This is a genomic window from Halorubrum rutilum (assembly GCF_042665015.1).
Taxonomy (GTDB): Archaea; Halobacteriota; Halobacteria; order Halobacteriales; family Haloferacaceae; genus Halorubrum; species Halorubrum rutilum.
The window spans coordinates 475451-496461 of sequence record NZ_JBHTBL010000011.1 but is presented as its reverse complement, the minus strand read 5'-3'; the positions used below and the strand labels follow the sequence as shown (position 1 = coordinate 496461).

Here is a 21011-nt window from a genome sequence, read left to right as displayed (position 1 = left end):
ACGACCACGGCTCACATCAGATTTCCGCTTACGCCGGAGCGCAGGGGGCGAAATCCTCATATCGGTGAGTCGGACGAACCGACTCTGCGAAACCGGGCCGAGTTGAACGGCCCGAATTCGCGGGTGCGTTCTTCGCGTTACAACCGAACGCGCTTATACACTTAAGCACGTCGGAACACTTCGGCCGGGCGCGGTGCGGCCGACCGTCGTCCCCCGCGCCGGGGGACCTTCGCATTCAACACGAATCCCGGGTTGTACTTAACACCGTCGAACTATCACCGCCACGTCATGCGATTTCAATGAGATCGATTGTCACGACGGGGCGCGACCGGGACTCGTCACGGCGATCGCTGCGGCGGGGGTCTCGCCCGAGCGGACAGAGCCGATCTACGGGGATTTATTTGTCTTCTGTCAATAGATCGCACGGGTATTTGAGTGCACCATCGGGGGTTCCTGAGGGGGCACCTGTAGATTTGCGAGTGCACACAGCGGCCGGTCTGTGAGAGCGAGAGGAAGCCCGTTTCGGTCGCGTCTGCTCTCAGAAATGGGGGTCTCGTTCATCGGCGACCCTGGTCTCGTCCATCGGCAATCCTAGGTTTCGATCACGCGTACTCGGGACTCGGAGAGCGAGCGAGTGGCGGCGACGGGGACGCGTCGCGAGCGATCGTTTATACCACGGGCGTTTATAAGGGAGGGGGACGCATATAAAAGCGAACGATGACGAACCCTGCTGATTCGATCGAGATTCAGAACGTCGTTGCATCAACCGGAATCGGCCAAGAGCTCGACTTGGAAGCGCTCGCGGAGGACCTCCCGGGCGCGGATTTCAACCCGGACAACTTCCCCGGGCTCGTCTACCGGACTCAGGAACCGAAGGCGGCCGCGCTCATCTTCCGGTCGGGGAAGATCGTCTGTACGGGCGCGAAGAGCATCGACGACGTGCACGAGGCCCTCGGCATCATCTTCGAGAAGCTCCGCGGGCTCCAGATTCCGGTCGAAGAAGATCCGGAGATAACCGTACAGAACATCGTGTCGAGCGCCGATCTCGGTCACAACCTCAATCTCAACGCGCTCGCGATCGGCCTCGGTCTGGAGGACGTCGAGTACGAGCCGGAGCAGTTCCCCGGGCTCGTCTACCGGATGGACGAGCCGGAGGTCGTCATCCTCCTGTTCGGCAGCGGGAAGATCGTCATCACCGGCGGGAAACGCACCGACGACGCCGAGGAGGCCGTCGAGGAGATCGTCGAGCGGATCGAGGGACTCGGCCTGCTCGGCTGAGCGTCCGCTCGGTCGTACCGGCTCGATCGTATCGGCTCGATCCGTCGCGAGGCGTCGAACCAGCAGCGCTCGGACGGTCGACGAAGCGCCGGCGCGGACTCGACCGTACGGGGTATCCGGAGGGGAGAAGCGACCGTGGAATCGGTCGTGGCGGAACGGCTACGCGGCGCTGTCTCCCGTCAGTACGTCCTTGACGACGCTCGGGTCCTCCAGCAGCTGATGTTTCGTGTAGCTGCCCTCCGCGCTCCCGCCGCTGTGTTTCGACTGTTCGATGATGTCGAGGAACGCGTGCTCCTTGAGGAGGTCTCGGACGCGACGGAGCGAGAGGCTGTCCGACCCCTCCTGCCGGCAGATGTTCTCGTAGATCTCGTAGACGCGGCTGGTCCGGAAGCCGTCCTTGCGTCCGTTCGAGAGCGACAGCAGCGCGAGCGCCTGCAGGACGTATCGGGAGTGCGGCGTCGATCCGCGGATGAGTTCACGGAACCGATCCGTCTCGGCGCGCTGGCGCGCCTGCGTCACGAACTCCTCGCGAACGGTCGGTTCGTCGTTGCCCTGCGCGATCTCGCCGGCGTATCTGAGGATGTCGATCGCCTTCCGCGCGTCCCCGTGCTCGCGCGCTGCGAGCGCCGCGGCACGCGGAATCGTAGACGGATCGAGGACGTCGTCGTGGAACGCGTCCGCCCGCGCCTGCATGATCTCTCGGAGCTGGTTCGCGTCGTACGGCGGGAACACGAATTCGCGCTCGCAGAGGCTCGACTTGACCCGCTCGTCCATCCGGTCTTTGTACTGGATCTTGTTGCTGATGCCGACGACGCCGAGCTTGCAGTCCGTGATCTTCCCGGCCTCGCCCGCCCGGGAGAGCTGCATCAGGATCGCGTCGTCGTCGAGCTTGTCGATCTCGTCGAGGATGACGAGGACGACGTCGTACCGCTGGTCGAGGATGCGCCAGAGCCGCTTGTAGTACGTCGAGGTCGAGAGCCCCTTGTCGGGGACGTTGATCCCGGTCGCGTCGGGGTCGTTCACGCCGTCGGCGATCGTCTGGACGGCCTGCGTCTCGGTCGTGTCCTGCGCGCAGTCGACGTACGCGAAGGTGGCGTTGACGCCCTCCTCGCCGGCGGTCGAGACGAGTCGCTTCGAGACGTACTTCGCGCAGAGCGACTTCCCGGTGCCCGTCTTCCCGTAGATGAGGACGTTGCTCGGACTCTGCCCGAAGATGGCCGGGTTGACCGCGTTCGCGAGGTCGGCGATCTCATCGTCCCGACCGACGATCCGACCTTCGCCGGGGAGGTGACTGATCTCGAGGAGCTCCTTGTTCGCGAATATCGGGTCCTTCCGAGTGAAGAGGTCGTCCGCTGCGTTCATGGGATCGACACCGGGTTTCCGGTGAAATGCGTTCCGTTTCGAGCGTGTGGTGAGTTGGGAGAGTTGAGACACACACCGGGTTTCCGGTGAAACGGGGTCGGTGGGGTGGATGGTGTTTCGTGGGGATGGTGTTTCGTGGAGGTGGTGTTCTGTGAAGGTGGTGTTGCGTGGAGGTGGTGTTCTGTGAAGGTGGTGTTGCGTGGAGGTGATGTTCTGTGAAGGTGGTGTTGCGTGGAGGTGATGTTCTGTGAAGGTGGTATCCCGTGGAGATGGATTCTGTGGAAGCCGGTAAGACTGCATGCAAAAGGGCGACGTTGAATAAGTAATGCCATCGCGACGAGATCGACACCACCACGCCATTCGTATTCACCGGAAACCCGGTGTCCGTCGCATGACTTCTCGTGGCTGAATACGCCTTCATGCGGTCGAAAAACGAAACACTCGGCGACAGAGTGTCGGAGCCTCTGGTATCTTTCCGATGAAAATCTCTCGACTATCGAGAGAAATATCTCGACTATTGGAGTCAATAGAGTGTACTCAAAACTAGTTTATAATTCTTTATCGAATCAGCGGGGATCAGATGAGACGGTCGAAGGAAGCTCTCGGTAGTTTTAGATTTCTCGGTGCGGAATTTTCGATGGGTCTGACAAAGAACCACCCCACCTCACGACCGCAGCCACCACACGTCCCCGTTTCACCGGAAACCCGGTGTGTCACTCCACCCTCAACGCGATAGCCTCCGGAGTGAGTCTGGAGTGAGCGCGGAGTGAACGCGGAGTGAGACGAGACAGGAAACGAGAGTGAGACGAGAAACGAAAGCGAAGGACAGAGGGCGTCCGACGAAACGATTCCGCTCAGAAAATCGGTCGGTCGGTGACCGCTACTCCTGGGCGTCGACGACCGCCACGCTCGCCAGGTTGACGATGTCTTTCACCTCGTCCCCGCGCTGGAGGACGTGGACGGGTTGGTCCATGCCGACCAGCATCGGACCGATGGCCTCCGCACCGCCGAGGCGTTGCAGGAGTTTGTACCCGATATTGCCCGCTTCGAGGTTCGGGAAGACGAGCACGTTCGCGGCCTCGTTCAGCTCCGAGAACTCGTATGTTCCGTTGAGGATGTCGTCGACGACGGCGGTGTCGGCCTGCATCTCCCCGTCGACGGGGAAGTCGACCGCGTCGTCGCCGTGGAGGATGTCGACGGCCTCTCGGGGCTTCTGTGTCCCCTCGTTGTCGACGCTTCCGAAGTTGGAGTACGACAGCATCGCCGCGCGCGGCTCGACGTTGAACCGCCGGGCGAGCTCCGCGGTGTGGCGGGTGACCTCGGCCAGCGTCTCCGCGTCCGGGTCCTGGTTCACGGTGGTATCGGCACAGAAGATCACCCGATTCTTGAACGTGAGCATGTACACCCCGGCGATCGTGTCGGTGTCGTCGTCGGACCCGATCACCTGAAGCGGCGGTCGGAGCGCCGACGGGTAGTGGTGCGTCAGTCCGGTGAGCATGGCGTCCACGTCCCCCGACTTCACCATGACGCTCCCGAGGTAGTTCGTGTCGCGTCGGACCAGCTCGTTCGCCTCGCGGCGGGTGATCCCCTTCCGCTTTCGGAGCTCGTGGAGCCGGTCCCCGTACGCCGACACGTCGCGGTGCTCCGGGTCGACGATCTCCGGCTGGAACGAGAGTCCCAGCCGGTCGGCCGTCCGACCGATCTCGTCGGCGTCGCCGAGCAGCACGGGGTCCGCGATGCCCTGCTCCGAGAGCTGGTAGGCCGCGCGGATCATCTTCTCGTCCGTTCCCTCGGCCAAGGCGATGCGCTTCGGATCGCTCTTCGCCTTGTTCAGGACGACGCGCATCATCTCGCGGGACTTCCCGAGCCGCGCTTCGAGCTCCTCGCGGTACCGGTCGAGGTCGATCTCCGTCCGCGCGGCGCCGGACTCCATCGCCGCCTCCGCGACGCTCGGCGCGACCTCGAAGAGGACGCGCGGGTCGAGCGGCTTCGGAATCACGTAGTCCGGGCCGAACTGGAGCGGGTCGTCGCCGTACGCCTTCACCACGGCGTCGGGGACGTCCTTGCGCGCCAGCTCGGCGAGCGCCTCGGCGGCGGCCCGCTTCATCTCCTCGTTGATCTCCGTCGCGCGAACGTCGAGCGCGCCCCGGAAGAGGAACGGGAACCCGAGGACGTTGTTCACCATGTTCGGGTAGTCCGACCGGCCCGTCGCCATGATCACCGTGTCGTCGCGGGCGTCCTTCGCGTCCTCGTAGGTGATCTCGGGGTCCGGGTTCGCCATCGCGAAGATGATCGGGTCGGCGGCCATCGACCGCACCATCCCCTGCGAGACGATCCCGCCGACGGAGAGGCCGACGAAGACGTCGGCGCCCGCCATCGCGTCCGTCAGGTCGCCGCCGGCCACGTCGCTGGCGAACTGGCTCTTGTACTCGTTGACCTCGCCGTTCGCGACGCGCTCTTCGGTGATGATCCCGGAGGAGTCGCACATCGTGATGTTCTCCTTGCGCGCGCCGAGCGAGACGTAGAACCGGGCGGTCGCGATCGCGGACGCGCCCGCGCCGGAGAAGACGATCTCAATCTCGGAGAGGTCCTTCCCGGAGATCTCGACCGCGTTCATCAGCGCCGCGCCGGAGATGATCGCGGTGCCGTGCTGGTCGTCGTGGAACACGGGGACGTCCATCTCGTCGCGGAGGCGCTCCTCGATCTCGAAGCACTCGGGGGCCTTGATGTCCTCCAAGTTCACGCCGCCGAAGGTCGGCTCCATCGCCGTGACCGCCTCGCAGAACGGGTCGACCGAGTCGATGTCGAGCTCGATGTCGAAGACATCGATGTCGGCGAAGCGCTTGAACAGCACGCCCTTCCCCTCCATCACCGGCTTCGACGCCGAGGCCCCGATGTCGCCGAGCCCGAGGACCGCCGAGCCGTTCGAGACGACCGCGACGAGGTTCCCCTTCGCGGTGTACTCGAAGACGGATTCCGGGTCCGCGGCGATGTCGCGGCAGGGCGCCGCGACGCCCGGCGAGTACGCCAGCGAGAGGTCCCGCTGCGTGTTCGTCGGCTTCGTCGTCTCGATGGCTATCTTCCCCGGCGGCTCCTCTCGGTGGTATTCCCGCGCGTCGTCATCCAGTCCCATGTGCACCTCCATTCACGAACGGAGTAAAAAGGTATGTGAACCCGTCGAATGCGTTGTTCGACGTTCGACGTTTCGCGGTCGAAACCGGACGTTCGCCCGACGGCCACGAGTAAAATACGACAGTCGACGCCGACGCACCGAGTCGGCGGTCGGAGAGGCGCCACGGATAGCGGCTCAGCAGTCGCCCGGCTCGCCGGTGTCCGATTTCGAACTATCCGACGCCGAACCGCTAGACTCAGAACTATCTGACTCCGAACCGCCAAACTCCGAACTATCCGACGCCGAACCGCCCGATCCCAAGCCACCTGACTCCGGGTTATCCGACTCCGGGTCACTCGATCCCGAGGCGCGCGGTTTCGACGATCCGCGTCCCCCGGAGTCGAGGTCGGGGTGGAGCGGGGCGAGGTCCCGGTCCAGTCCGCCGAGCGTCGAGACCTCGTAGGCGATCCGGTACGAACGCGTGATCACCTGCACGGGCAGCACCAAGGCCAGCAGAACGGCGACCCCCGCGAGCGCCACCAGCGCGACCGCCGCCGCTCCGGCCGCGGTGCCGAGCAGCGCACCGAGCCCGCCCAGCGCGGCCGCGACGAGGAGGAGCGCGAGACCGCCGACCGCGGCCACCAGCGCGAGGGCGAACGCGAGCGCGACCCCCTCGACGACCGACAGTCCCAGTGCGACGACGACGTGGGCGACGAGGTACACCAGCACCTCCGCCCACTCGGCGCGCAGCACGGTCCAGACCCGCCGCCATCCCCCGAGCACGCCGGTCTCTCGAGCGATCATCGTCGGCACGACGAACTCGTAGGTGAAGCGGAGCGCGAGCGCGGCGACCGCGACGAGCGCCGCCCCGGCGAGGCCGAGCGCGACGAGCGGCCCGACGGAGAGCGAGCCCAGCGTCCCGGCGAGCGAGTCGACCGGCGCCAATCCGGTCGGGTCGTCCGCGGCGACCGCGACGAGGACCCCGAGCGCGACGGGCGCCGCCGCCGCGGCGCTCAGTACCGCGGTGAACAGGAACAGGCCGAGCGACTGGCGCAGGCGCCCGAGGAACGGCCGCCAGATCCGGACCCGATTCGTCTGGAGCGCGTCGTAGAAGACCAGTCGCAGCGACAGCGACGCCACCGAGACCGCGACGATCAGGAGGGCGACCGCACCGGCGGCGACCGCGAGCGCGATCGGATCGACCGCTTCCGCGACCGCTCCCGTGACCGCGTCGGGCGGTATCGTTCCCCCGTCGCTACCCACGGATCCCGAGCCGACACCGAAGGCGGGATCGGGCTCGACTCCTTCCGGCGGCGTCACGCCAGCGTCGGAGGCGAGGGAGACGGTCGCGTTCGCGCTCGCGCCGCCGCCACCGCCCATCAGGAGCACGAGGAGGGCGAGCTTCGCCCAGCGGACGAGGCTGAACGGGAACAGGAACCGGCGCGTGGCGTCGACCGCGTCGTCGAGCGCGTCGACGGCGTGCCAACTCATGTCCGGCGGTTCTCGCGGATCACATATATAACATGTCGAGAAGAGGGTGACCGAGCCGTCGGGCTCGACCCCGACCGCAGCCCTTTACGCCGAACGGCGCCAGGGGTCGAGTATGAAGGTTCGCGGCGAACGGGAGTGCCGGGAGTGCGGCGCTCGGTGGTCGTACTACGAGACGGGGAGCGTCGAGTGCCCGGAGTGCGGGGACCTCCGGAGCGTCGGCGTCGACGACCGCACGGCGCACACCGACGCGCCCGCGTCGCTCGACCTCAGTCCCCATCGCGCCCGGTTCGGCGACGCGACCGGGACCCTTCCTACTGACGGCGTCGACGACCTCAAGTCGGCCCTCCGCGAGTACGTCCGCAAGCGCGGGTTCATCCGCGGCGGAGAGCTGCTCCCGCTCGACGGGACGTACCTCGCGGCCCGAGAGCTGCTGGAGGCGGTCGACTGCTACGACCGGCTCCGCGACCCGGCCGACGCGGACCGCGAGTACCTCCTCGAGCTGCTGGCCGGCGCCGACGACGGCGACCGTCCCGCGACGGCGGCCGTCCCCGAACGGCTCCGCGAGGCGCGCGGGATGGCGGCTGCGCGCGCGGTCGACGAGTACCGGAGCGACTGCCTCTCGTTCCTCGACGAACTCTCCGAGGGGACGGGAGGCGGATCGGAAGCCGACGGATCGACGGTTTCGGTTGACGGCGACGACGGCGATGACGGCGACGACCCGCGGTCGCGGATCGCCCCGGCCAAGGAACTCCTCGAACGCCTCCGCGACCGAGCGAAGCGCGTCGAGGCGCTCGACGGCGACGTCCCCGCGGCGGACTCGGACGCGCTCGTCGCCGCCGCCGACGCGCTCGGCGAGTACGTCCGGACCGGCGAGGAGGCGGCGATCGAACGGGCGGGGTCGCGACTGGCCGAACTCGACGCCTGAGCGACGCCGGACGCGACGGACCGGACGTGACACCCGAAGGACATCAACCGCGTCGAAATCACACCTGATACTCGCGGGGGCAGCTTCAACCGCCGTCACGGAAACCGCCACTTATGACGCGGTTCGACGTCCACGACCACCGTCACGCGCTGAAACAGCTCAGGGACACCGGCGCCACGGGACTCTGGGAGAACCGGAAAGGCGTCTCGTGCCCCGTCTGTGACGCCCCGTTCGATCGGCTCTTCACCACGCGCCAGACCGGGACGACGTTTCCCGAGAGCGACGGCGCCCGCTTCTGTCTCCTCCGCGACGACGACGCGATCCACCTCTTTCGCCACTGACTCCCGTCAGTCGCCCGCGACCGAGTCGACGTCCGGTTCGGGATCGTCGATGTACCGCTCGGTCCACGTTCCGCGGGCGAACCACGCGACGCCGACGACGGCTCCGAGGACGTTCCCGAGCGCCATTCCGACCCAGACCCCCGTCTCCCCCCACCCGGCCACGAACACCAGGTAGCCCACGCTGGCAACGCGGCCGACCCAGAGGGTGAGAATGGAGATCACCATGGCCGTCTTCGTGTTGCCGGCGCCGCGGAACGCGCCGAGGATCACCTGCGAGACGCCGATGAAGGCGAACTCGACCGATCGGATCCGGACGTACTCGACCGCGTAGCCGACCGTCGCGGGCGCGTCCGGCACGTCGCCGAGGAACGCCCCGACGATTGGCTCCGTGAACGTCACCGCGACGACGGCGACGAGGAACATCACGCCCGCTCCGGTCCCGGCGGCGAGCCCGACCGACCGCGCGGCGCGGTCCGCCCGGTCCGCGCCGAGGTTCTGCCCCACCATCGTGTCGATCGCGCGCCCGAGCCCCATCGCGGGGAGGAAGACCAGCGAGATGAGTCGGTTCCCGAGCCCGTAGGCCGCCACCACCGGCGGCGAGAACGTGACGACCATCGCCGTGAGCGTGATCATCGCGAGCGCGCTGGTCGTCTGCTCGACGCTGGAGGGAAGCCCCAGACCGAAGATGTCGCGGATGAAGCCGGGATCGGGCACGAGGTGACCGACCGTGACCGCCGGCCCGAGCCCGGTGCCGAACAGGAGCCAGACGCCGATGCCGGTGGCGACTCCCCGCGAGAGGATCGTCGCCAGCGCGGCCCCCTCGATGCCGTATCCGGTGAAGCCGGTGACCGCGAACAGCGACGCCTCCAGCGCGACCGGGTCGAGGGCGCCCGCGGCCGGGATCCCCGCGAGCCACCCGAACAGCGGGTTGTCTGCGAAGCCGAAGATAAGGAAGGGGTCGAGGACGACGTTCAGCACGACGGAGACGAGCATCACCGCCATCGGCGTTCGGGTGTCGCCGTAGCCGCGCATCAGCGCGGAGAAGACGAAGAAGCCGAACATCAGCGGGATGCCGGCGAAGACGACCTCCATGTAGTCGGCCGCGAGCGGGATCACCATCGCCGCCGTGGCGGGGTCGCTCGGGAGCAGTTCCAGCGCCGGGCGCGTGTAGAAGTACCCCGCGATCCCGATGAACACGGAGAGCACGGAGACCGTGAAGATGGTCTGCCCGGCGACCAGCCCCGCCGACCCGTCACCGTCGGCACCCGTGTACTGCGCCACGAGGATGGCGCCCGCGGTGGTGAAGCCGCCGGCGACGGCGATGAGCAGGAAGATCAGCGGGAAGGCGAGGCTGATCGCGCCCACCGCCTCCGCCGACAGCCGGCCGAGGTAGAGCGTGTCGACGACGTTGTACGTCACCTGTAACAGCTGGATGACGACGATGGGCCAGGCGAGGCGGAACAGCGGCCGCACGAGGCTCCCCTCGGTGATCGACTCCTCGGAGACGCGCTCCCCGTCGCCGTCGTCGGCTTCGCCGCCGTCACCCACATCGCTATCACCCACATCGCTATCACCCACATCGCTATCACCCACATCGCTATCACCCATACCGTCATCACTCCCATCGCCGTCACCCACATCGCCATCACTAATATCGCTGTCACCGCCATCGTGGAAACCGTTCTCGCCGGTTCTCGGATCGGAATCCGACGGATTCTCGGAGGGCTCGTCGCTCACTAGTTTATAAGTGAGCTCCTCGGCGAATCAGGCTTCCGGTTCCGGCGGCCTCCGCATCGATCCGCCTCAGCTCCCGTCGCCGCCGGTCGGAGCGTCTCGTCCTGCGGATTCATCCGTGAGACCCTCGATGTCCGAATCCCCGCTCTCGGAACCGTCTGCCCGCGAGCCGGCGGTCGGAGAGTCGCCCGTCGGAGAGCCGGCGACCGAGGAGTCGTCGACTGAGGAGTCGTCGTTGACCGCCCGACCGCCGCGGATTCCGCCGTCGTCGGGCTTGTCCCCGGCCCGCTCGCCCGGCGGGCGCCCGTCTTCCGGACCTCCGACCCGCGCGACGCCGGAGGTGTCGTCGAAGACGAGGTGGCGGTGCGGGTACGCCATCTCGACGTCCGCGTCGGCGAGCCGCTCCCGGATCAGCGTGTTCACGTCCGACTGCACCTTCGCGAGCTTGTACGGCTTCTTCACCCAGTACCGGAGCCGGAGCAGGATCCCGTCGTCACCGAACTCGTGGAGCCGGCAGTCGGGCCCGGCGACGTACCGCGCCACGCCGATCCGGATGTCGGGGCCGCCGTCGATCACCGCGTCGCAGTCGCGGGCCGCCCGCTCGATGAGGCGCCGGCCCTCCGAGATGTCGCTCTCGTAGGTGACGAGCACGTCGATGGTCCGCCGCGTGCGCTCGTCCTCCGCGGAGAAGTTGGTCACGTCGCGCTCGCGCATGGTCCCGTTCGGGACGACGAGGAACGTATTGTCGAGCGTAAATATCTTCGTGTACCGGATCGTGATGTCCTCGACGAACCCGGTCGTCCCGTCCTCCAGTTCGATCATGTCGCCGATCTCGAACGGCTGGTCGGCGAGGATGAACACGCCGTTGATGAAGTTCCCGACGAGCGGGGCGAGGATGATCCCGATCACGGCCGAGAACACCGCCGTCCCGACGAGCAGGTCGGTGAACCGGAAACCGCCCGCCCAGAGGCCGACGAGGAGCGCGACGACGATCGTCCCGACGCGAACGCCCCTGACGATCGTCTGCGCGACGCTCTGTCTCGACACCCGGCGCGCGACGGGGCGGCCGATGAGCCGGACGAGGAACTTCGAGACGAGCGCGCCGAGCGCGACCGACAGAACCACCAGCAGCAGCCGCGAGCCGGGGACTCCCGCCAGCCGCGAGACGGCGTCCGTCACCGGACCGAGGAGCTGACCCGTGACCGGCGTCGCGCCCGCGGGCAGTGCCATAGGCAATCCGGCGTCGCCCACCCGAAAAAGGGTTTCTCCCCGCGGCCCCGCCACCGCGCCCGGACGACATCCGGACGCCCCCGGGCGACTGGGCAATCACTAGGAGAACCGGGCAGCCACTAGGAGGACTGGGCAACCACTGGGACGACTGGGCAATCACTGGGACGACTGGGCAATCACTAACACCCCGCCGAGCGAACCACCGGTCATGTCGGAGACTCCGTCCGCCCGACCGTCGTTCAGCGTCACGCACGAGTCCGCGCCGAGCGACGTCCTCGTCGCCGGCTTCTCGTCGTTCGGCCTCGCGGGACTGACCGCCGTCGACTACCTCGTCGACGACCTCGACCTCGACCAGACGGGCCACGTCGCGATCGATGGGCTCCCCTCGATCACCCCCTTCGCGAAGGGCCGACCGCGCCGCCCGATCCGGCTGTACTCCGCGGACGACGTCGACGTCACCGTGCTCGTCGTCGAGCAGTTCGTCCCCCCGGCGCTCGGAGAGTCGCTCTCGGCGTCGATCCTCGACTGGACCGAGGCGGCCGACGTCTCCGAGATCGCGGTGCTCTCCGGGGTGCCGATCCCGCACGGTCCGGACGCTCACCGGACCTTCTACGTCGCGACGGACGACTACCGCGAGGCGCGGCTCGCGGACGGGTCGGTCCCGCCGATGGAGGCGGGGTTCCTCGACGGGACGAACGCATCGCTGCTCGAACGGGCGATGGACTCGCCGCTCGGCGTCGGCGTGTTCATCACCCCGGTCCACGCGCAGGCCCCGGACGTGGAGGCCGCGGTGCGGCTCGTCGACACCGTGGACGGCACGTACGACCTCGGAGTCGACTCCGAGCCGCTGGCGTCGTTCGCGGCCGACATCCGCAAACACTACGAGGGGCTCGCGGAGCGGATGGAAGAGCGGGAGCCGGAGGGCGGGTACGACCGGATGTACATGTAACGAACCCGCGTCGACTGGACCGACCCCGTACCCGTGGCGAGGGACCCGGCTCCGAAAACGCGTACTACTCGGCTCATAGTAAAAACCTATATCGGAGGAACGCGTCGTGCCGGTATGACCGACGATCTCCGCGACACCCTCGATCACGTCGGGGACCGGTTCAACCTCGGCGAGTACGAGATCGACGCGTACCTCGCGGTGTTGGAGCACGGCGAACTGACGGCGAGCGACATCGCCGACCGGACGGACATCCCGCAGCCGCGCGTCTACGACACGGTGCGGAGCCTCTCGGACCGCGGGCTCGTGGAGCTCCGCGAGTCGCGTCCGATGAAGATCGTCGCCGTCGACCCGGACGACGCCTTCGGCGACCTCCGGTCGTCGTTCGCGGAGATGGTCGACGAGCTGGAGGCGCGGTACACCGCGCCGACCCGGGAGACCGAGGCCGTCTCCCTGGTGAAGTCGCGCTCGACGATCCTCCGGTACCTGGAGGAGATCATCGCCGGCGCGGAGTACGAGCTCGCCGTCTCGCTGACCCCCGGCCTGCTCCGTCGCTTCCGCGACGACCTCGCCGAGAAGGTCGCCGAGGGCGTCAGCGTCGAGCTGCTCGTCACCCCGGCGTCGAAGGCGCCGGACCCGGACGAGTTCGACTACCTCGAGGTCGCGACCATCGCCCGGACGCGCCGCGGGATCACCACGCCCATCCTCGCGGTCGCCGACGGGGAATACTCCGTCTACGCGACGCAGGACGCGCTCCGCGACGACCGCGAGCGCTACGGCGTCATCTTCAACCGATCCGCGCTCGGCTTCCTCGTCTCGGGCTTCTTCGGCACCGTGCTGTGGACGACCGCCGAGACGCTCGCCACCGACGGCGCGGAGCGCCCGTTCCCGCGCCGCTACGCGTCAATCCGGCGGGCCGTCAAGGACGTCAAGGAGTTCGGCGGCGACGACTTCTACGCCGCCGTCGAAGGCCGGGACATCGAGACGGGCGAGGCGGTGACCGTCCGCGGCCGCGTCGTCGACCTCGCGTTCGAGGAGTCGGAGGAGGTCGCCTCGCTGATGGTCGAGACCGAGTCCGGCCGGGTCGAGATCGGCGGCCGCGTCGCGGCCCTCGAAGACGTCGAGGGACAGGAGATCGTCATCGGCCGCGGCGCGCCCCCGGCGCTGTGAGTCGGGTCTGAGTCGGATCCGTGTCGGGCCTGAGTCAGGCCGTGTCGGGCCTGAGTCGGATCTCTGCCGGGCCTGAGTCGCCGTAACACACTTAAGAGCACGCTCTGTATCCACTCTCAGTGGCATCCCGACAGGGCGGGCCGGGAGACGCGGAGTCATCCCGTCCCGGATCGACGGAGCGTCGGACCGCGTCCACGACCGCGCCGGCGGGGTCTCGCCGGCGGGCGGCGAGGTCGGACCCGCTCCCCTTCGACCCCGAGACGGGCGACTCGCGGCGACGGAACTCTTCTCGAGACCGCCGGTCCTCCGTCGCGCGAACCGCGGAGGACCCGCCGATCCGCGACCCGGGACTCTACGCCCTCACCGATCACTTCCGTGAGCGGCTCGAACAGCCCGGTCGCTACGTCTCGACCCGCACCGTGAGCGACGCGATCCGCCGCGGGCAGCTCCGGTGGAACCGGACCGACGGCTGGCGGTTCGCCCTCGTCGAGGGCGGGATCCGGTTCGTCGTCGTCGTCGGCGACACGGAGACCAACTCCCCGGTCGTCGTCACCGGGTGGACCGAGGTGGCCGACCGCGAGGCGGCCCTCGACGCCCGCCGGTGGGACCCCGTCGACGTCGACACCATCGCCGTGCGGGCGGCGCTCAGCGAGTCGTCGTCGACGCCGATCCCGGACCGGATCCGCCCCCGGACCGTGACTCGGCCGTTCGTCGTCGGCGACCACCGCCTGAAGACCGAGCCGGGCGAGCCGTACGTCCGGTGCGCCGACTGCGGCTGCCGGTTCCGCTCGAAGGACGCGATCACCTCGCGCGGCTGTCACGGGCGCTCCGGTCGGTGAGGTCGCGACCGAGGGTCGCTCCGCCGGCTCTCCGACCGCGGACGCTACCCCTTTCAGCGTCGCGCCCGAACCGGAGCTAATGACCGACGACCCCGCCGACGCCGCCGGCGAGGACGATTCCGCGGCCGACGGCGACCTCTCGCTGGACCGCTTCCACGAGGCGCTCGAAGCCGAGGAGCGGCCGATCGCGACCGCCAGCGAGGTCGCCCGCCGGCTCGGCACGACGCAGTCGGCCGCCCGCGACGCGCTGGCCGCCCTCGTCGACCGCGGCGACGTGGACCGGCTCGACGTCGAGAGCGACCCGGTCGTCTTCTACCCGACCGACTGGGGGCGGCTGGCGACCCGCGAGCGCGTCGTCGCGTTCCCGAACCGCCGCGAGATCGTCGTCGACCGCCCGACGCAGTTCACCCGCGCGCGGCTCTCGCAGTTCGCGCACCTCGTCGACACCACCGGCACGGAGCCCGGGACCCGCGGGTACCTCTACCGGATCCGGCAGGAGGACGTGTGGGCCGCGCCGTTCGACGACGCCGACGCCCTCATCGGGAGCCTCCGGTCGGTGCTCCCGCGACGGTACGACCACCTCGAGGAGTGGATCCGCGACCAGTGGCGCCGCGCGCACCGCTTCCGGCTGTACACCCACGAGGACGGCTACGTCGTTCTGGAGGCCGCGTCCGAGAGCCTGATGGGGAACGTCGCGGACCAGCACCTCGACGACGACCACCTCCGGGCGCCCATCTCCGAGACGGAGGCGTGGGTGAACGAGGAGGCCGTCGCCGAGGTCAAGCGCGCCCTCTACGACGCGGGCTACCCGGTCGAGGACGACCGCGACCTCGACGCCGGCGACCCGGTCGACGTCGACCTCACCACCGACCTCCGCCCGTATCAGGAGACGTGGGTGGAGACCTTCCTCGAACGTCGGTCCGGCGTGTACGTCGGCCCGCCGGGCTCCGGGAAGACCGTGGCCGCGATCGCGACGATCGCCGCCGTCGGCGGCGAGACCCTCATCCTGGTCCCCTCCCGCGAGCTCGCCGGGCAGTGGCGCGAGGAGCTGCTCGACCACTCGACGATTGATCCCGCCGATATCGGGCTGTACCACGGCGGCCAAAAGGAGATCCGACCGATCACGATCGCGACCTACCAGATCGCCGGGATGGACCGCCACCGGAGCCTGTTCGACTCCCGGAAGTGGGGGTTGATCTGCTTCGACGAGGCCCACCACATCAGTGCCCCGGTGTATAGCCGCACGGCGGAGCTCCAGAGCAAACACCGCCTCGGCCTCTCGGCCACGCCGGTCCGCGAGACCGGCAGCGAGGAGGAGATCTACACCTTGATCGGCCAACCCATCGGCGCCGACTGGGACGAGCTGTTCGAGGCCGGCTTCGTCCAGGAGCCCGAGGTGGAGATCCGATACGTCCCGTGGCGCGACGAGCTGGCGCGGAACGAGTACGCCAGCGCGGACGGCCGCGAGCGACGGCGCCTCGCCGCCGAGAACCCCGCGAAGATCGAGGAGGTCCGGTACCTGCTCGCGGCCCACCGCGACAAGAAGGCGCTCGTCTTCATCGAGTTCCTCGATCAGGGCGAGGCGATCGCCGACGCGCTCGGCATTCCGTTTATAAGCGGCGAGACCCCGCACCGCGAGCGCGCGGAGCTGTTCCGGCGGTTCCGCGAGGGAGACGGAACCCGGGAAGAGCCCGGTTCGGACGGCGACGACGTCGACACCCTCGTGGTCTCCCGCGTCGGCGACGAGGGGATCGACCTCCCGAACGCCGAGGTCGCGATCGTCGCCAGCGGGCTCGGCGGCTCCCGCCGGCAGGGCTCTCAGCGCGCCGGACGGACGATGCGGCCCGCCGGCTCGGCGCTCGTCTACGTCCTCGCCACGCGCGGCTCCGGCGAGGAGGAGTTCGCGCAGCGTCAGATGCGCCACCTCGCGCGCAAGGGGATACGGGTGCGCGAGACGAACGTGGCGGAGTAGGACGGCCCGCCGACGAACCGGGATAGGACGGCCCGCCGACGCGGCGGTAGAGGACCGCTCCCCGCGCCGAACCGGTCAGTCCAGCGCGTCGCGGAGCGCCCGCTCGCCCCGCTCGATCGACGCGACCGGGTCCGCGGGGTCGTCGTGTTCGTAGACGAGCCACTCGACGCCCGCGCCCCGCGCGCTCGCGACCACCGAATCGAGGTCCAGATCGCCCTCGCCGAGCGCGACCGACTCGCCTCGGGCGACGTCGACGTCGGCGGCGTGAACGTGCGTGATCCGGTCGGCGTGGCGGTCGATCAGCGCGGCGGGGTCCGCCCCGCCGGCGAGCGCCCACCCGACGTCGACCTCGAACCCGACGCGGTCGTCGGTCCGACCGAGCAGCCGTTCGATCGCGGGATCGCCGTCGACGGTCGCGAACTCCCCGTCGTGGTTGTGGTACGCGAGCCGCAGGCCCTCGGCGTCGAGGGCCCCCGCGAGGTCGTCGAGCCGCGCCGCGACCGCGTCGACCGCGGCCGCGCTCTCGAAGTGTTCGGGGTCGAGCCACGGGACGACGAGCGTGTCGACGCCGAGCCGGTCGCAGCGGTCGACGGTCTCGTCGAAGTGGGCCTCCAGGGCCTCGGGCGGAGCGTCCTCCAGCGCCTCGATCGGGACGTGCGCGGACGCGGCGTCCAGGCCGTTCCGGTCGAGCGCCGCGAGCACCTCGTCGGTCGGCGACTCGCGAGCTCGGTAGGCGAACTCCACCCCGTCGTAGCCGGCCCGCCCCACGAGGTCAAGCAGCTCCGGGAGCGGCGCGTCGAGCGAGCGCAGCGCGTACAGCTGGACCGCGACGTTGACCATGTCGGCCGTCTCTCGCCCGGCGACGTATCGGTTCGGGTGCTTCGGGCGCGATGCCGAGGCCGCCGATCGGCCGGCGACCCCCGGCCCGCCGCCGAAGCTTTGAACACCCGCTCCGTCGACCTCGCGGTATGGACACCTCCGACTCCTCGGACGGGGCGGATCCGGGCGACTCCGATACCCCGACCGTCGCCGAGGCGGTCGTCGATCGGATGCTCGACCGCGGGGTCGACGTCGCCTTCGGGATCCCCGGGAAGCAGACGCTCCCGCTCAACCGGGCGCTCGCCGACCGCGACGCGCGGTTCGTCGTCGCGCGCCACGAGACGGCCGTCACCCACCAGGCGTGGGGGTACGCCGAGACGGGCGCGCCGGGCGCGATGGCGGCGACGGTCGTCGTCCCCGGCCCGGGCGACACCAACGCCATGAACGGGCTGAAGAACGCCCTGAACGACTGCGTCCCGCTCCTCCACCTCGCCGTCGAGACCGAACGCGAGGTGCGCGGCGGCGACGGGATTCACGAGACCCCGCCCGAGACGTACGACACGGTCGTCAAGGAGAACGTCCTCGTCGACTCGCCGGCGGGCGCGGTCCCCGCCGTCGCCGAGGCGATCCGCGTCGCCCGCGAACACCCGCAGGGCCCGGTTCGCGTCGGGATCCCGAAGGACGTCCTCGCGGGCCGCACGCCCCAGCCCGCGGTCGGGGAGCGAGAGCCGAGCCCGCCCCCGGCGCCACCGACCGAGGCCGTCGACCGCGCCGCGGAACTGCTCGCGGGGGCCGACGCGCCCGCGGTGCTCGCGGGCGGCGGGGTCCGGCGCGCCGGCGCGAGCGACGCGCTCCGATCGGTCGCGGAGGCGCTGGACGCCCCGGTCGCGACCACGTACAAGGGAAAAGGGACGCTGCCGGAGACGCACCCGCTCTCCGCGGGCGTCCTCTGTGGCGGGTCGAGCACCGAGCTCCGGGACCTGCTCGCCGCGGCCGACGTCGGACTCGTCGTCGGCTCCGACCTCGACGCGGTCGCGACCGCCTCGTGGTCGGCCCCGATGCCGGACCGGCTCGTCCACGTCACCCTCGACGGCGACGACATCGGGTTCGGCTACGAGGCGGATCTCGGCGTCGTCGCCGACGCGGACGCGTTCCTGCGGGCGCTCGCGGACCGAGTCGACGGTGGCGACGCGGCCGGCGCCTCGACGCCGACCGCGGAAGCGGGGGCCAGGGGGGCCGAGAGGGTCGACGGCGCCGAGCGCGCCCGAGCGGTCAGGTCGGCCGACGAGGCGCGGTTCTCGGCCCTCGCCGACGAGCGCACTCCCGACGAGCCGCTCCGGTCGGTCGAAGTCCTGCGGGAGGTCCGCGAGGCGCTCCCCGAGGAGACGGTCGTCGCGGCGGACGCGGGCGGGTTCCGGCTCTGGACGCTCGTCTCGTTCCCGGCGGCGGGCCCGCGGTCGTACGTCAACCCCGGGTCGTGGGCGACGATGGGGACCGGTCTCCCCTCGGCGATCGGCGCGAAGCTCGCGAACCCCGACCACGACGCCGTCGCGCTCACCGGCGACGGCGGGCTCATGATGTGCGTCCACGAACTGCATACGCTCGCCGCGGAGGGGATCGACGTCACCGTGGTCGCGCTCAACAACGACGACTACGCGATCATCAGCGAGGAGGCGTCGCGCTCGTACGGCTTCCCCGAAGGCGCGTACGGCTGGGGGGAGACCGGGCTCGACCTCGTCGCCGTCGCGTCCGGGATGGGCGTCCCCGCGGAGCGCGTGACCGACCGCGACGCGGTCGCGGACGCCGTCGACGCCGCCCGCCGCCGCGACGGCCCCGCGCTCGTCGAGGTCGTCACGGACCCGACGGAGCCGCAGGCGAGCGAGTGGATGACCCGGGATCCGGTCCCCGGTGAGGGGCGGTGAGCGGGAGGTCCTCGGGGCCGGTCCTCCGCGGCGGGGACTGCGACCGGTGTCTCACGGGACGCGACCGAACGTTCGCGCGCCGCGACCGAACGTTTCACGCGCCGCGTTTCGGGTATCTGAAGCGAGATATATACGGGCCGAGGGGCGAGATCCGGTATGCGCAATCCGTGGGTCCACGACGACGTGCCGGGAGCCGCCGACTCCGGGTATGGGGGGCGGGTGCGGCTGCTCGGGGCGATCGTCTGGGGGACGCTGCTGCTCGGGGTCGGGGGGACCGCGCTCCTCATGGGGACCGGGACGGTCGAACTGGCGCTCGCGGCGCCGCTGCGCTCGGCCGTCACCTACGCCGTCGCCGGGGCGGTACTGGTGCTGCTGTTCCCCCTCGTCGTGCGGCTGCTCGCGGTGTCGCGACTGCTCGCGGCGGTCTCGTTGCTCGCCGGCGGATGGCTGGTCGGCGGCTTCGTCTGGAGCCGCGAGTCCGACCGAATTCGACGGCTCGCGCCGGGCGACGGAGCTCTCGGAGGCGGCGCGGAGTCGCTCGACGGGGTGATCGAGCTGATCGACGCGCTCCTCGCCCTCCTCTGAGCCGCGGTCGCCCGGCGGCCGAACACGGCCTAGCGTTCCGCCGGGAGTCGAAATCGCGCCGTGCGCCGGAGCGTGAACCTTAACAACTTTCGTTGTGAATCCGAGTTATGACTCACGCGAACGACGTCGCCGTCGGGATCGTCGGCCTCGGCGGGATCGGGACCCACCACGCGACGAAGCTGACCGAGCGCGGCGCGGACCTCGTCGGCGGTATGGACATCGACCCCGACGCCCGGCGTCGGTTCCACGAGGAGTTCGGCGTCCACGCCCACGAGAGCGAGGAAGCCCTCTACGAGGAGTGCGACGCCGTCCTGATCACGACGCCGAACCGCTTTCACGAGGAGTACGCCGTCTCGGCGCTCGAGGCCGGCCTCGACGTGCTCCTGGAGAAGCCGCTCGCGCACACGGTCGAGAGCGCGGAGCGCATCGCCGCGGCCGCCCGCGACGCCGAGGGGTTCTGCATGGTCGGGTTCAACAACCGGTTCGCGGAGCCGGTCCGGGTGATCAAGGGGTACCAGGAGGAGGGGCGGTTCGGCGAGACGACGCACGTCGAGGCGAACTACGTCCGGCGCCGCGGGGTCCCCGGTCGCGGCTCGTGGTTCACCTCCGGCGAGGTCGCCGGCGGCGGCGCCCTCATCGACATCGGCGTCCACGCGATCGACCTGGCGCTGTACTTCCTCGACCACCCGGAGATCGTCGAGGTGTCGGGCGAGACGCGCTCGGAGTTCGGGGGGCGCGACGACTACGCGTACGTCCACATGTGGGGCGACGACGACGGGGCCGAGGGGTTCGACGTGGAGGACTCCGCGTCGGCGTTCCTCCGCGACGCCGACGGCAACACGGTCTCGCTGGAGGTCGCCTGGGCGACGAACCGCCCGACGAACGACGAGTTCGTGATCCGCGGGACCGAGGCGGGCGCGACGTTCGACCGCGGCAGCGACGAGCTCACGATCCACGAGGCGCGCGCGTTCGACGGCGACCGGCACCACTTCTCCGACACCGAGATAGCGACCCGCGAGGGCGACGCCCACGCCGCCGAGCAGGCGACGTTCCTCGACGCGGTCGCGGCGGGCGAGGCGCCCGAGATCAACACGGTCGACGAGGCGCTCTCCGTCCAGCGCGTCATCGACGCGATCTACCGGTCCTCCGAGCGCGGCGAGGCCGTCCGCCTGGACTGAGCGGGTCGCGTCCCGGTCCGGCGTGCGGCCGCTCCGCCCTGCGGTCGTCCCGCGGTCCGCGCCTATCCGAACCTATTCGGTCCTCCGGTCCCTCCTCGGAACCAATC

The 21011-nt window shown here is 69.6% G+C and carries 16 protein-coding genes; 10 read left to right on the top strand and 6 right to left on the bottom strand.

The genetic code is table 11. The features are described from left to right. Window positions 1-717 precede the first annotated feature (717 nt). Window positions 718-1278, top strand: a complete 561-nt coding sequence (locus tag ACFQMF_RS14030) for a TATA-box-binding protein (protein WP_015910251.1) — start codon at window positions 718-720, stop codon at window positions 1276-1278. A gap of 159 nt (window positions 1279-1437) precedes the next feature. Here the strand turns inward: ACFQMF_RS14030 and ACFQMF_RS14025 are convergent, their stop codons facing one another. The 3 genes from ACFQMF_RS14025 to ACFQMF_RS14015 all read right to left on the bottom strand — a co-directional run bounded on the left by ACFQMF_RS14025 (window position 1438) and on the right by ACFQMF_RS14015 (window position 7243). Continuing rightward, window positions 1438-2640 carry a Cdc6/Cdc18 family protein gene (locus ACFQMF_RS14025; protein ID WP_256408412.1) on the bottom strand — a complete coding sequence of 401 codons (1203 nt, stop codon included), beginning with the start codon at window positions 2638-2640 and terminating at the stop codon, window positions 1438-1440. Between the two features lie 880 nt (window positions 2641-3520). Further along, window positions 3521-5773 carry an NADP-dependent malic enzyme gene (locus ACFQMF_RS14020; protein WP_256408411.1) on the bottom strand — a complete coding sequence of 751 codons (2253 nt, stop codon included), beginning with the start codon at window positions 5771-5773 and terminating at the stop codon, window positions 3521-3523. A 174-nt stretch (window positions 5774-5947) separates the two neighbouring features. Beyond that, complete coding sequence (locus ACFQMF_RS14015; RefSeq protein WP_256408410.1) at window positions 5948-7243, bottom strand: DUF7544 domain-containing protein; 1296 nt, start codon at window positions 7241-7243, stop codon at window positions 5948-5950. Window positions 7244-7355: 112 nt separating this feature from the next. Between ACFQMF_RS14015 and ACFQMF_RS14010 the strand changes: the two genes are divergently transcribed. Together ACFQMF_RS14010 and ACFQMF_RS14005 are read left to right on the top strand one after the other, a co-directional pair. Further along, window positions 7356-8168, top strand: a complete 813-nt coding sequence (locus ACFQMF_RS14010; RefSeq protein WP_256408409.1) for a DUF7117 family protein — start codon at window positions 7356-7358, stop codon at window positions 8166-8168. A gap of 113 nt (window positions 8169-8281) precedes the next feature. Then, window positions 8282-8509, top strand: coding sequence for a DUF7385 family protein (locus ACFQMF_RS14005; protein ID WP_256408408.1), 228 nt, complete (start codon window positions 8282-8284; stop codon window positions 8507-8509). A 6-nt stretch (window positions 8510-8515) separates the two neighbouring features. On the opposite strand, the gene ACFQMF_RS14000 is transcribed toward ACFQMF_RS14005, so the two are convergent. Together ACFQMF_RS14000 and ACFQMF_RS13995 are read right to left on the bottom strand one after the other, a co-directional pair. Then, entirely contained in the window at window positions 8516-10246 is a 1731-nt protein-coding gene (locus tag ACFQMF_RS14000; protein WP_379792122.1) for an MATE family efflux transporter, read from the bottom strand. A gap of 66 nt (window positions 10247-10312) precedes the next feature. After that, window positions 10313-11473 (bottom strand): mechanosensitive ion channel family protein, encoded by a 1161-nt coding sequence (locus ACFQMF_RS13995; protein WP_256408406.1) that lies wholly within the window; start codon window positions 11471-11473, stop codon window positions 10313-10315. A 208-nt stretch (window positions 11474-11681) separates the two neighbouring features. Between ACFQMF_RS13995 and ACFQMF_RS13990 the strand changes: the two genes are divergently transcribed. The 4 genes from ACFQMF_RS13990 to ACFQMF_RS13975 all read left to right on the top strand — a co-directional run bounded on the left by ACFQMF_RS13990 (window position 11682) and on the right by ACFQMF_RS13975 (window position 16400). Beyond that, on the top strand, window positions 11682-12422 hold the full coding sequence (locus ACFQMF_RS13990; protein ID WP_256408405.1) for a proteasome assembly chaperone family protein: 741 nt from the start codon (window positions 11682-11684) through the stop codon (window positions 12420-12422). 114 nt (window positions 12423-12536) lie between these two features. Further along, window positions 12537-13589 carry an HTH-type sugar sensing transcriptional regulator TrmB gene (gene trmB, locus ACFQMF_RS13985; protein WP_256408404.1) on the top strand — a complete coding sequence of 351 codons (1053 nt, stop codon included), beginning with the start codon at window positions 12537-12539 and terminating at the stop codon, window positions 13587-13589. 119 nt (window positions 13590-13708) lie between these two features. Beyond that, window positions 13709-14428 carry a hypothetical protein gene (locus tag ACFQMF_RS13980; protein ID WP_256408403.1) on the top strand — a complete coding sequence of 240 codons (720 nt, stop codon included), beginning with the start codon at window positions 13709-13711 and terminating at the stop codon, window positions 14426-14428. A gap of 79 nt (window positions 14429-14507) precedes the next feature. Continuing rightward, complete coding sequence (locus ACFQMF_RS13975) at window positions 14508-16400, top strand: DEAD/DEAH box helicase family protein (protein WP_256408402.1); 1893 nt, start codon at window positions 14508-14510, stop codon at window positions 16398-16400. 75 nt (window positions 16401-16475) lie between these two features. Here the strand turns inward: ACFQMF_RS13975 and ACFQMF_RS13970 are convergent, their stop codons facing one another. After that, window positions 16476-17240 (bottom strand): sugar phosphate isomerase/epimerase family protein, encoded by a 765-nt coding sequence (locus ACFQMF_RS13970; RefSeq protein ID WP_256408401.1) that lies wholly within the window; start codon window positions 17238-17240, stop codon window positions 16476-16478. Between the two features lie 128 nt (window positions 17241-17368). Between ACFQMF_RS13970 and ACFQMF_RS13965 the strand changes: the two genes are divergently transcribed. The 3 genes from ACFQMF_RS13965 (at window position 17369) to ACFQMF_RS13955 (ending at window position 20904) form a co-directional block, all read left to right on the top strand. Continuing rightward, the gene (locus ACFQMF_RS13965) at window positions 17369-19141 is read left to right on the top strand and encodes a thiamine pyrophosphate-binding protein (protein ID WP_256408400.1); all 1773 of its coding nucleotides are present in this window, start codon (window positions 17369-17371) and stop codon (window positions 19139-19141) included. A 156-nt stretch (window positions 19142-19297) separates the two neighbouring features. Next, complete coding sequence (locus tag ACFQMF_RS13960; protein WP_256408399.1) at window positions 19298-19726, top strand: hypothetical protein; 429 nt, start codon at window positions 19298-19300, stop codon at window positions 19724-19726. A gap of 107 nt (window positions 19727-19833) precedes the next feature. After that, on the top strand, window positions 19834-20904 hold the full coding sequence (locus ACFQMF_RS13955; RefSeq protein ID WP_256408398.1) for a Gfo/Idh/MocA family protein: 1071 nt from the start codon (window positions 19834-19836) through the stop codon (window positions 20902-20904). Window positions 20905-21011 lie beyond the last annotated feature (107 nt).